At 40.2% G+C, this 13,319-nt stretch carries 8 protein-coding genes; 1 reads left to right on the top strand and 7 read right to left on the bottom strand.

Annotated elements, in window-relative coordinates:
• The first annotated feature begins 18 nt into the window (after nucleotides 1–18).
• Nucleotides 19–525, top strand: a complete 507-nt coding sequence (locus tag CWC18_RS04455) for a DUF2062 domain-containing protein (RefSeq protein ID WP_138591985.1) — start codon at nucleotides 19–21, stop codon at nucleotides 523–525.
• An 89-nt stretch (nucleotides 526–614) separates the two neighbouring features.
• On the opposite strand, the gene CWC18_RS04450 is transcribed toward CWC18_RS04455, so the two are convergent.
• From CWC18_RS04450 to CWC18_RS04420, 7 genes are all read right to left on the bottom strand, one after another.
• Nucleotides 615–2,366 carry a DUF3466 family protein gene (locus CWC18_RS04450; protein ID WP_138674801.1) on the bottom strand — a complete coding sequence of 584 codons (1,752 nt, stop codon included), beginning with the start codon at nucleotides 2,364–2,366 and terminating at the stop codon, nucleotides 615–617.
• An 11-nt stretch (nucleotides 2,367–2,377) separates the two neighbouring features.
• Nucleotides 2,378–4,303 (bottom strand): ATP-binding cassette ATPase Uup, encoded by a 1,926-nt coding sequence (uup, locus tag CWC18_RS04445; RefSeq protein WP_138591983.1) that lies wholly within the window; start codon nucleotides 4,301–4,303, stop codon nucleotides 2,378–2,380.
• Between the two features lies 1 nt (nucleotide 4,304).
• A complete protein-coding gene (locus tag CWC18_RS04440) occupies nucleotides 4,305–4,535 on the bottom strand; it encodes a glutaredoxin family protein (protein WP_138591982.1) in 231 nt (76 codons plus the stop codon).
• Nucleotides 4,528–6,639 carry a bifunctional 23S rRNA (guanine(2069)-N(7))-methyltransferase RlmK/23S rRNA (guanine(2445)-N(2))-methyltransferase RlmL gene (gene rlmKL / locus CWC18_RS04435; RefSeq protein WP_138674800.1) on the bottom strand — a complete coding sequence of 704 codons (2,112 nt, stop codon included), beginning with the start codon at nucleotides 6,637–6,639 and terminating at the stop codon, nucleotides 4,528–4,530. Before rlmKL ends, CWC18_RS04440 begins: the two co-directional genes overlap by 8 nt.
• 68 nt (nucleotides 6,640–6,707) lie before the next feature.
• Nucleotides 6,708–7,235, bottom strand: a complete 528-nt coding sequence (locus CWC18_RS04430; protein ID WP_138591980.1) for a cell division protein ZapC domain-containing protein — start codon at nucleotides 7,233–7,235, stop codon at nucleotides 6,708–6,710.
• Between the two features lie 125 nt (nucleotides 7,236–7,360).
• Nucleotides 7,361–8,371 carry a quinone-dependent dihydroorotate dehydrogenase gene (gene pyrD, locus CWC18_RS04425; RefSeq protein ID WP_138591979.1) on the bottom strand — a complete coding sequence of 337 codons (1,011 nt, stop codon included), beginning with the start codon at nucleotides 8,369–8,371 and terminating at the stop codon, nucleotides 7,361–7,363.
• 98 nt (nucleotides 8,372–8,469) lie between these two features.
• Nucleotides 8,470–13,308: an NAD-glutamate dehydrogenase gene (locus CWC18_RS04420; RefSeq protein ID WP_138674799.1), complete on the bottom strand. Its 4,839-nt coding sequence runs from the start codon at nucleotides 13,306–13,308 to the stop codon at nucleotides 8,470–8,472.
• Nucleotides 13,309–13,319: the final 11 nt, after the last annotated feature.

The raw sequence follows: 13,319 nt of genomic DNA, 5'->3' as shown, positions 1-13,319 counted from the left end.
AGTATACGGTTGCTTGCTATGGCTAAAAAAACGATTCAACGCTTTTTACCTGATCACAATAAAATTAAAGAACAAAAATCCTTGAAGATTTTTGGCCGTTGGTTACACGATGCTAACCTATGGCATTTAAATCGGCGCTCTGCACGAGGTGCTTTTTCGGTAGGTTTATTTTTCGCATTCATCCCTGTTCCTTTTCAAATGATATTAGCAGCTGCATTCGCAATTCCATTTCGCGTAAATTTGCCGCTTTCCGTTGCTTTAGTTTGGCTTACTAACCCACTGACAATGCCTCCTATTTTTTATTGCTCCTATGTTGTCGGGGTATTTGCACTTGGACAAGAAACCCAGCCATTTCATTTTGAAGCAAGTTGGGAATGGTTAGTCCAAAGCATAACAACAATTGGCCCCGCGTTTATGGTTGGATCACTTATATGTGCTTCAATTGCCGCTACATTAGGTTATATTAGTATAGACTATCTATGGCGTCGCTCTGTAAATAAAGCTTGGGATGCACGTAAACGCTAATTTTCGAGTAACTTACGTAACCAATAAAAAAGGCCACTAAAGGCCTTTTTTATTGGTTATATATCCGACCCTACTCCAGGTCAATCAATTTATCGTAACTGTAACTTTCTACGTCTCAGCCATAGTAATGGCATAGCAAATAAAGCAAAAGTAAATATTGAACCAGATTGACGTTCGTAGCTTTCCGCCTCAGGCGGAGGGCAGTTTTCGACTTCGCCACTAATTGGCGTCAATAAAACAGGTAGTGTAACTGACTCGAATTCAATTTCACCTTTACTGTCCTTTTCAATACCGCCTAACCTATCTCTACGTTCTACAGTCTTAACAGCAATAGCATAAATATGATTTGAATCCGTTATTTTTACAGCCTCAGCGATGGTGTATGGATAATCTTCACCTGATGCATCTTTACAAGGCAGTAATGAATTAATATTAACAATACTTTCATCCCCTACTTTATAAATAAAACCTTCACGACGTCGATTAGTTCCACTTTTTTCAATCTCACCTTGGCCTACAACATAGCCAGTGTTATTGATATCGTTAATAACTGTTTCAGAGCCGGTGAAATATGTAGGAATATCTGAAATCTCGTTACTATTCATGTCATAGTAAAAACCGGTTGCATCTCTCAGAGCTCTATTTATATATTCAGCTCGGTAACCAACTATGATATTACTATCATTTATATCAACAGCTTTACCTGTTTTATACCATCTATCACGTTCTGAGATATCAGTAAATTGACCATCTTTAAAATAACCAGGAACCACCAATGAATTTATGTCATCTTCATATCGCGCAATTGAATAACCAACAGCGACCCCATTGTTATTTGTAGCCATTGCAATACTGTAAATATTGTTAGTCTCATCATCTTTTCTTACAGCCCCAACACCTATTTCTTTACCATCAGTCACTACAAAGTTATCGTCAAGCGTCCACTGATATGCTCGTAAGTCATAAAAAGACGGCGAACCATCAATATTAACAGTCCTACGCTCTTCAGCCCAGACACATGCTTTTATAGGTGCTGTTTCCCCCTTACACCTATCATCATAATCCTCTTGACGACGTTCAATAATTCCAACACTCGCATAACCAACGACACGATATCCACCGCTTGCAAGTCGCTTTATATCCGTTGCTATACTAGCTCCGCCATGCTGGATGAAAGGAGGATCTAGCATTACTTTTGTAGCGGATGGTGTGATCACAATACCACGATTGCTCCAATCTCTGACGAAAAATGTTTTTTCTTCATTTTCATCTTTAGGAGTAAACTGCGTCTTTGTAAAAGGTGCAGATCCCCATCCAACCACAACACCATCATCACTTATCGCTGTCAAATAATTACTAACTGAGCGGGTCAAACCATCATAATCAACACTTTGCTCATCAAATAAAACTTGCTCATCGGCAAACGACGAGCTATAGGCTACGCCAATACGATCTGAAAGCTTTTGATATTCAGCTGAACCACCCAAAGAGCCTAAAAAATTCAACATGAACGAATTTGCATCAGGGTTTGTTTTAGCAGACCCATTTTTAATATCTTCTAAAGTAAACGTAATCGTTTCGTCTATTCGCTCCACTTGAGCTTTTTCAGTTTCATATGCATTTTTAATTCGCGAATCATCAAAATCAATATAGCTAACATCAATAGGTAAATTAAATAAATTAGACGCCGTGCCTATTATTTGACCACCTTCATTTGCGTCTGAAACGATTGAATGTACAGAGCCCTCGTGCCTTGGTAATTCTGTAAGTTGATATGTGGCAGCCAAAGTCTGGCCACTCAAGCCAGCAAAAATGCCCGCTGCTATTAAAGTGTGCTTCATTTTATTCCTTACTACTGATTCTGTAATGCTTCAAGTTCTTCCCAACGCTCAAACGAGGTTTCAAGCTTCGACTCAAGATCAGCTAAATGGTTCAACGCGGCTTGCGTTGTTCCTGCATCTTGCTTGAAAAAATCGGCAGAGTTAACAATTTCTTGCTGTGCTTCTAATGCAAGCTCAAGTGACTCTACTTTACTGGGCAACTCTTCTAATTCAAGTTTTAATTTGTAACTCAACTTAGTATTTTTGTTACTCGATTGCGGGGCTGGTTTTGTATTTAACTTTTCATTCTTCTGCGTTTTTTGCTTATCAAGCTTTTCTAACTCTTTGGCTTGGGCAGCTCGATGGGCAACATACTGTTCATAATCACTATACCCACCGACAATCTCCGTGATCACACCTTTGCCTTCAAAAGCCCAAACACTATTACACGTGTTATCAATAAATTCCCTATCGTGGCTTACTATTAATATTGTGCCTTGATATTGATTTATAATCTCTTCTAATAGCTCTAAGGTTTCAATATCGAGATCATTGGTTGGCTCATCCAACACCAAAATATTTGATGGCTTAAGAAATAGCTTTGCCAATAATAGTCTATTTTTTTCGCCACCTGACAATGCCTTTACCGGCGTTCTTGCTCTGGCTGGCGGAAACAAAAAGTCTTGTAGATAACCCAACACATGACGGCTTCGGCCACCCATCATAACTTCTTGCTTACCTTCTGCAACGTTATCTTGTACCGTCGCATTCTCATCTAGTTTCTCTCTATATTGATCAAAATAAGCAACTTCTAGATTCACACCTTGTTTAATTTTACCCTGATCTGCAGCTAAGTTACCAAAAAGCAACTTGAGCAGTGTTGTTTTACCCACACCATTAGGCCCAACAAGCCCTACTCTGTCGCCTCGCATCACTAAGGTAGAGAAGTCTTTGGTGATCACCTTATCTTTAAAGGCATGGTCAACATGTTGCGCTTCAAAGACCAACTTACCTGAACGATCTGCAGTTTCGATGTTAAAGTCTGTTTTGCCCACTTGTTCGATACGCTGTTTGCGCTCAGTTCGTAGTGATTTAAGCGCCCTAACTCGACCTTCATTACGCGTTCTTCGCGCTTTGATCCCCTGTCGGATCCATGCTTCTTCTTCAGCAAGTTTTTTATCAAATAGTGCATTTTGCGTTTCTTCAACTTTGAGGTCATGCGCTTTCTGTTCTAAGTAGGTCGCATAATCGCCTGGGTAAGAAATTAACTTGCCTCGGTCTAGGTCTAATATACGTGTCGCTACAGCACGAATAAATGCCCTATCATGCGATATAAAGACAATGCCACCTTTAAACTCTTTCAAAAACTGCTCTAACCAAATCACACTGTTCATGTCTAAGTGGTTTGTTGGCTCATCAAGGAGGAGTAAATCTGGCTCACAGACCAAGGCCTTCGCAAGCGCTACTTTACGTAACCATCCGCCTGACAACTTTTCTAAACGCATATCACCTGTTAATTCAAGCTGGCTTAATACCGTTTGAATACGGCTTTCAAAACGCCATGCATCAGCCGCTTCGATCTTAGTTGATAATCGCTCAAGTTTATTGAGTTGGGCTTGAGATTGATCCGTTTGTAATGTTTCATTGACCTGATTAAACTCAATCAGCAGGTTTGCAATATCAGGCAAGCCACTGGCTACATAGTCAAATACAGGGCCTTCGGCACCTTTTGGTGGGTCCTGTTCTAATCGTGAGATTTTAAGCTCACCAACACGATTAATTTCACCATCATCAAGTACAACTTCACCATCTAGTACTTTTAACAGTGTTGATTTACCAGCGCCATTCCTGCCGACAATACATACTCTCTCGCCCGCTTCAATAATTGCATCGGCATTATCTAGCAAAGGGTGAGTTCCAAACGCCAATTGCGCTTTGGCTATTCTTATTAAATCCATATTATTCTACGAGTTGTTGAATTTGAGATAGTTCAAAAGGCCATGATAACTTTACATGATCGCTTTTGCGCTCGAATACCGGAATAGTTGCTTGATAACTTTGCATCAAAGCTTCATTGCTCGTAATATCAACTTGTTCAATATCACTGGCAGATAAAGTTTGTAGAGCAAGCGAATAAGCTTGCTCACAAAGGTGACAACCATCGGTATGGTATAAAACAAACCTAGCCATGTGTGATTAACCAGCTATTGTGAATTTGTTTGTTACGCTTAAAATCTGGTGAGAGTGTTTTTTCTGAAATATTTTCAGCTCTAAGTCCTAATCCAATCAGTGCAACTTCATCCATTTTAAAGCCACGTTTATTATTAGAGAAAACAAGTGTGCCATTGGGACTCAATATATTTTTTATCCAAGTTAATAACTGGATATGGTCACGCTGTACGTCAAATGCTTCTTTCATTCTCTTTGAATTAGAAAATGTAGGTGGATCTAAGAAGATCAGATCATATTGCCCTTGAGCATGCTCCAACCATTTCAAACAATCAGCCTGTTCAAACCTAAAACGAGTATTTTTCAACTCATTAAGTGCAAAGTTTTCTTCTGCCCATTTTAAATACGTTTTTGACATATCAACAGTTGTGACCGCTTTAGCACCACCCAAAGCAGCATGAACCGACACAGAGCCGGTGTATGCAAATAAGTTAAGCACACGTTTACCATTAGCATTTTCTTGAATAAAACGACGTGCTAAGCGGTGATCCAAAAATAATCCCGTATCAAGGTAATCAAACAAGTTTACTTTAAACTTAGCGCCGAATTCTTCAACGATCTCAAAGCGATTCTGCTTATCCATTGACGTATATTGAGCTTCACCTTTTTGGCGTTTTCTCACTTTTACGGCAATATTCTCAGGTTCAATATTGAGTTGCTGTGCCGTAAGTGTGATCACATCTTGTAAACGTTTTTGCGCTACATCATCTTCAATTTCTTTTGGCGCAGCGTACTCAAAAATCACTGCACAATCATTGTATACATCTACAGCCACGTTGTATTCAGGGATATCTGCGTCATAAACGCGATAAGCTGATACCTGCTCTTTTTTAAGCCAAGACTTTAATGCTTGCTTATTCTTTTTTACTCGGTTTGCGAACGCACTTGAGCCTTCATAATTCAGTCCTGTCGCACGTTCATTTTGATTCAGTTGGCGCTCATTTAATTCATATAAATTAAACTCAGCATCTAATGGACCATTCTTAAATTTATAACGTTTTTCTCGCGACAATTTCAATAGTTTAAACAAACTATCGTCTGTTCCTAATAAAGCCAGCTTCCAGTTAGGAAAGTATTTTTTAAATGCTACACCCATATTACGGTGTAAATTGACTAACTCAGCCATTGAACCAATACGTTCACCATAAGGTAAATTACTGATCACAACACCTGCACGTTTGGCAATGCTTTTCAATTGATTCGCGTCACCTTGCTTAAACTTAATCGTGTTACTAACACCAGCACGATCCGCATTTTGCGCGGCCACTTCAACGAGTTTACTGTCAATATCTGAGCCAATTAGCCATAAGTTATTATCTTGCTGCTGTTCTTTAAGTTCAGCTTTGACTATATCAAACTTCGCTTTTCGAAAGCTTGGTAAACGTTTAAACGCAAATTCGCGTTCAGTATTCGTTGGCGCGTTATTTGCCATACCCGCCGCTTCAATCAGCAACGTACCCGAACCACAACATGGATCAAATAAAGGTTGCGTAATATCATCTAACCAACCACTACGCTTAACTAATGCCGCAGCTAAGTGTTCACGAATAGGCGCTTTGCCCTGTTTAGTTCTATAACCTCGATCAGATAAACGAGGTCCAGAATAATCAATATATAATGCGCATTTATCGCGATTAAGTTTCGCTATAATACGGATATTAGGCTCAGATTTATCAACATTTGGTCGTTGTTCATATAAGTCATTAAAATAGTCTACAACACCATCTTTAATGACTAAGCCTGAAAATTGTGTGTTCTTCAACTCAGTGTTTGTACCATTAAACTCAATCGCAAATGTTTGCGTTGGTCCAAACCAATCTTGCCAAGCTTGAAAGCGTGCAAATTTATAGAGCGCATCTTTATCAGATATCTCTTCACTTTCATCGATTAAAAGCATTATCCGAGTGGCAAAGCGCGTCATCATACAAATTCTTTGCGCGGTGCTATTATCCGTTTCAAATCGGACCGAGCCGACACTTTGTTTACCCAGTGTCACGCCTGCTTGTTCTAATTCTTCAGCTAATAAGTGCTCTATGCCGATAGATGTAAGTGCGATAAATTGCAATGTGCTAACCCTATGTATTCAATTGGAAGCGAGTATAACATAGGTTAACGTGAGGAGGAGTAACAGGATTACGCTGATTTAATAATTTTATCGGTAAACGCTAGCGGATGGATCCTATCGTTTAACACTTTGATAGCTTGAAATTGCTCAAGCTCTAAATGCTCATCAAGTTTGAAGTTCGCGGTCAAATTAATGCAAAGTGACGATTCTTCACAATACTCAACGATAAAAAATTCACCCGTTTGAGTTTTCGAATGTAAGCTAATAATCGCCTCGGTACATGCTTCACCCCCTTGATAAGAATGAAAAAACCAACTCTTTGCTTGTACTGGCAATAAATAAAACTTTGCAGCGGTTGCATTCAGTGCAATTTGACAACATTGCGCTTCACTCCACACAGCAAATTTGCATAGGTAGGCAAACACATTTTGATAATAGCCGGCTTCATTTAGGCTGAAATTTGGGCTATGAACAATATCTTGAGTCAGCTGACGCTGTCTGAATGGGGTACATAAACTGAGGTCTTCACCTAAGTCTACGAGCAAGCGATTTCTTTGGCTACATAACAGCCATTGCCATTCTTTAGATGCTTGCACAACACTACTCCCACCAACTATTTATGATTATTTAATAGTAGATGGGAGTATAACTAAAAAAACCAAACTGTGAAATTTTTTATAATAACAATTTGTTTAGGATCGTTTTGTTATATAACCGATCCTTATAACCCGTCAACGATCCTTTTTACCAGGCCTGGACCTTCATATATAAAGCCCGTATATACCTGTACTAAGTCTGCCCCAGCAGAAAATTTCTCTTTAGCAGATTCTGCTGAATCAATGCCACCAACGCCAATTATTGGTAATTTACCGTCGGTAATACGTCTCAACTCATCAACAACAAACGTCGACTTTTCTCGTACTGGACGACCCGATAACCCACCGGCTTCTTCGGCATACTGCATACCTTGAACCGCAGTGCGCTCTAGTGTCGTATTGGTGGCGATCACGCCATCGATACGATTTTTTGTAAGTGATTCAGCTATTTGAGAAACTTGTACCGAATCAATATCAGGCGCTATTTTAACAAGCATAGGCACTGATTTATTGTGCTTTGTAATTAAATCCATTTGCTCACTCTTCAAGCTTTCAAGCAAATCATCGAGTGCATCTCCGTATTGAAGGTCACGTAACCCTGGCGTGTTAGGCGATGAGATGTTTACCGTAATATATGACGCATGTTCGAATACTTTACGCATACAATGGATGTAATCATCTTTACCCTGCTCATTCGGCGTATCTTTATTTTTTCCTATATTGATCCCTAAGATCCCAGAGTACTTTGCCGCTTTTACATTATTAACTAAATTATCGACGCCTTTATTATTAAATCCCATACGATTAATAACCGCATGTGCATCAGGAAGCCTAAAAATACGTGGCTTGTCGTTTCCAGGTTGGGGCCTTGGCGTCACCGTACCAACTTCAAGAAAACCAAAGCCCATTTGTCCAAATGCATCTATGCACTCTGCGTTTTTATCTAACCCTGCTGCCAATCCAACTGGGTTTTTAAAATCAAGTCCTAAGAAGTTCACTGGCTTTTCAGCCACTGTTTGAGACCACGCAGCACTCAGTGGTGTATTTGCAAAACGACGTAAGTTATTTAATGCAAAGTCGTGGGCCCATTCAGCATCGCGGCTAAACATATAGCGTCGTGCAATATCGTAAAACATGAAAACTCCTAAAAGATCCTAAGTAACACAAATCCGCCGCATAAGCAGCAGATAAAAAAATACCCCAGCAAGGCCGGGGTATTTTAACGAATTATAATTTATTTGGAAGTATCACAGTTATGACTGAGTAACATCAATTCACGTAATGCAACCGAGAACTTAGCAAAATCATGACTTTGCGAAGTCTTAAACTCTAATAGCATTTGTTGCCAACGGTGTAACAACGATGACTGACTGTTCATCCACTGCTCAACTAGTGCATTTACATCATGCTCATCACCTTCGAAGCTATTTAGCACAACTTCTGATAGCGAACGTTGCTGCCAATCAAGTTCTTCACGATATGAAGCACGTGCAAGCGCTTGCCAATGGTTCGCTACTGGCTGAGCGGTAATTTGATCTAAGAACCAATGAAGTCCCATACTCGAACCAAGTTTAAAGTAAGTATTTGATACTACGTCAATCTTACGTTTCGAGTTATCGGCAACTTCTGCAAGATCCATCACTGAGAACAAGCTAGACAAAGACACAATACGTAATGCTATCTCAGCAGGTACGCCTTGCGCTTCTAAGTCAGACGCTTTCGCTGAAATAGTCTCTTTCTCTTCTTCAATCATGTAACTATTTAAGTTTGCACTGACATCTTTGAATGTTGGAGTGAAGAACTCAATAGTTTGTTCAATCGTCATCGCTTTATTTCGATGGCGTAAGAACCAACGTGTTGCTCTACGAACCGTTCTACGTAACTGGTATAGCATCTCTGTTTGTACTGAAGCAGGGATTTTATTATCTAGTGCAGCAATGGACGACCAAGTATCACTCATTTCAAAAATAGCACTTGCAATTGAGTAACACAGTGCGATTTCACTGTCTGTGGCACCTGTCTCTTCATTCATGCGTACCATAAAGTTTAGGCCCATATCATTGACGATATTGTTCGCTAACTTAGTGGCAATAATTTCTTTGCGTAGTGGATGATTATCCATTGCAGCATTAAATTTATCACGAAGTGGAACTGGGAACGAAGTAACTAGTAATTGACGATAGTACGGATTTTCCGATACTTCATCAACAACCAAAGACTCTTTAAGCACCATTTTTGAGTAAGAAACTAACACTGACAACTCAGGACGAGTTAAATCTTTACCGGCTGCTGCACGCTCTGCTAACTCTTCATCTGTTGGTAAAAACTCAATATTACGATCAAGCTTACCGTCTTTTTCTAACGCATGAATAAAGCGCACTTTCTCTTTCAGCGTTGCCGGGCCTTTAGATTTAGTAATAGATAAAGTATGCGTTTGACGGTAACAATCTGCAAGTACTAGTTCAGATACTTCGTCAGTCATTGAATACAGTAGCTCATCGCGCTGTTTCTGCGTTAAATCTCCTTCAGCAACCAAGCCATTAAGTAAAATCTTAATATTAACTTCGTTATCTGAACACGCAACCCCCCCTACATTATCGATGAAGTCCGTGTTAATACGGCCGCCTTTGGCTGCAAACTCAATTCGTCCAAGCTGAGTAGCACCTAAGTTACCTCCTTCACCAAATATTTTAGTACCTAGTTCAGAACCGTTTATGCGTAGCGCATCATTCGCACGATCACCCACATCTGTACTCGTTTCGCTGGTATGCTTAATGTAAGTACCAATACCCCCATTCCAAAGTAGATCAGATGGCATCATAAGCAATGCTTTGATCAATTCATTTGGCGTCATACTAGCTTTTTTCGTGCCAACCATTTTCTTCATTTCTGGCGTTAACGTGATAGATTTTGCTGCGCGAGAAAAAATACCACCACCAGCAGAAATTAAAGACTTATCATAGTCTTCCCAAGAAGAGCGTGGTAAAGCAAATAAGCGATCTCGTTCTACGTAGGAAGATGCCGCATCTGGCGTTGGGTCAATAAAGATATGCATATGGTTAAATGCAGCCTGTAAACGAATATGCTTTGACGCGAGCATACCATTACCAAATACGTCGCCCGCCATGTCACCAATGGCTACTGCTGTGAAATCAGTTGTTTGACAATCAATCCCCATTTCACGGAAGTGACGCTTTACAGACTCCCACGCACCTTTTGCTGTAATACCCATTTTTTTATGGTCATAACCAATTGAACCACCAGATGCAAACGCATCTCCTAACCAGAAGTTATAATCATCTGCGATGCCATTAGCGATATCAGAGAATGTGGCTGTGCCTTTATCTGCCGCAACCACCAAGTATGGGTCATCTTCATCATGACGAACCACATCAATCGGTGGCACAATATCACCATGAATAATGTTATCTGTGATATCCAACAAACCACGTATGAAGATTTTATAACAAGCTTGACCTTCTTTGAAGAAAGCTTCTCGCTCACTTGGTAGTTGCTTACATACAAAACCACCTTTTGAGCCGACAGGTACGATCACCGTATTTTTCACTTGCTGTGCTTTAACTAAGCCGAGTACTTCAGTGCGGAAATCTTCACGACGGTCAGACCAACGCAGGCCACCGCGAGCAACTTTACCGCCACGTAAATGTACACCTTCAACACGAGGCGAATAAACAAAGATCTCAAATGCCGGAAGTGGTAATGGCATATCAGGAATGCCACTTGATTTGATCTTAAATGAGACATACGACTTATTATCGCCGCTCGCTTCTTTTTGGAAAAAGTTAGTACGTAAAGTGGCATTGATCATATCAACATACAAGCGAATGATTCTGTCATCATCTAGGTTTGCAACATTTTCAAGCTCTTCGTAAATGCCCGAAATAAGCTTATCTAGTGTTTTCTCTGATGCTGGTTTTACTGGAGTGAACTTTTTCGTGAACAGCTCAACAATCTTTGCCGCAATATTTGGGTAATTATCAAATGTGCTTTCAATGTAAGTTTGTGAGAATGTCACACCAATTTGACGCATGTACTTTGCATAGGCTCTCAAAATAGATGCTTCTCGGCCGGTTAAGCCCCCTAATAGAACTAAGCGGTTAAAACCATCGTTTTCTAAGGTGTTATTCCATACGTTAGTTAGTGCAGCTCTGAAGCGTGCTGATACTTTATCAAAATCAGCAACACCTTTACTGTCCAACAACATTGAGAAATCCATGATCCAGTTAACTCGACCATCATTGGTTTTAACCGCATACGGTGTTTCACCGATAACGCGTAAACCAAAGTTTTCAAGCATTGGCATAACATCAGAAAGATGAATTGGCTCATCTTTATGGAATAAGCTTAAACGTACAATTTGTGAGTTTGCTTCTTCTTGTGGACGATAAAATAGCATTTCAAGCTTTTGCTCATCATCTAATTGCTCAAGCTTTTCAATATCGACTACCGCGGCACTTGGTAATACTTGATCTTTATAAGCGTGTGGGAATGCACTCGCATATTTACGGTTTAATTCATTACCTCTAGACTCACCGGCGCTTTCGAGCAGTGCACCTTGTAGTTTGTCTTCCCACGTACGAGCGGCTTCAACCAAGTTGTTTTCGATGTCTTTCACGTTATATTCAATGTTGTTGTCAGCTACGCGCACGGTGTAATGCGTTCGTGCAAGCGTAGACTCGGAGAAATAAGTTGTGAACTCTACCTTTTCAGAAGACTGAAACGCATTTGCTAAAAGTTGCTGAGTTTCACGACGAAGTGCGGTGTTATAACGCTCACGAGGAACATACACCATGCACGATAAGAAACGACCATATATGTCTTTTCGAACAAATAAACGACACATATCGCGTTCTTGAATTTGTAACACTCCCATCGCGACTTCAAGCAATTCTGCTTCACGAGCCTGCACGAGCTCATCACGAGGATATGTTTCTAGAATATTCAAAACGGCTTTGTATGCGTGAGTACCTTGAGCAAAATCACACATTTGCATTATGCGGTTAATCTTTGACCTTAAAACGGGCACGTCTGCTGCACTGTTATTATAGAAGCTTGATGAGAACAAACCAATGAAGCGATCTTCACCAATAACATTACCTTTATCATCAAATCGTTTAATACCTACATAATCAACATAGGCAGGCCGATGGACACGTGATAATGAATTGGTTTTAGTCAAAATCAGTAAATTTTTACTACGCGCTTCTTTACGCGCTACTTCTGGTAATTCCGACAAAAGACGACTGCCTTCTGATGACGAGTTTTTCATCAGGCCAAGACTAGTTCCCGAAACTGCTTTTAATTCATGATCCCCTTGCACTGGGCATAAATCATACTGGCGATAACCCATAAAGGTAAAATTATCGCGCACTAACCAATCGAGAAACTCAACCGTCTCATTAATTTCAGCTTTGCTACACTCTGAATCTCTTGAGGGTAACTCGTTACTGACCGAAACCAGCCTTTCTCGAATTGCCATCCAATCCGTAACAGCAACCGAAACATCTTTTAATACCGACTCTAGCTCTGTTTTGAAAGATGCTATGATTGCTTCATCCGTTTGACGGTCAATTTCAATGAAGAAAACGGTTTTTGTCGAAGTAAGTTCTTGTTCTGTTTTTAAGTTCGTCAGGTCGCTGATTTGCCCATTGTCACTGCGCTTTATTTTCAAAGGGCAATGGAGTAACAGGTGAGATGCTATATTTTCGCGGCTTAATGCCATGCGAACTGAATCAACCAAGAAAGGCATGTCTTTAGCTATGATCTCAACAATCGTGTGTGAAGATTGCCATCCATCCTTCGCGACTTCTGGATTAAAAACACGAATGACAGCATCATCCGAAGTGTTTTGTTCTAGAGAGTTCCAAAGACTAAGAGCGGCACCATATAGGTCACTGTCGTTACGATTGGCCAAATCCTCTTTAGACATATTGCTGTACAAGGCTTTGGCGAATGTTTCAACGAGTGACACTTTTTCGGCATGAACTTTCTTATGAATCAACTTACAGACGTTATCAAGAATAACCGATGCTGAACCTTCATTTTGTGTCATTATGTGTTCCT

The organism is Pseudoalteromonas aurantia, assembly GCF_005886875.1.
GTDB classification, from domain to species: domain Bacteria; phylum Pseudomonadota; class Gammaproteobacteria; order Enterobacterales; family Alteromonadaceae; genus Pseudoalteromonas; species Pseudoalteromonas aurantia_A.
This window is presented reverse-complemented; position numbering and strand designations above follow the sequence as displayed.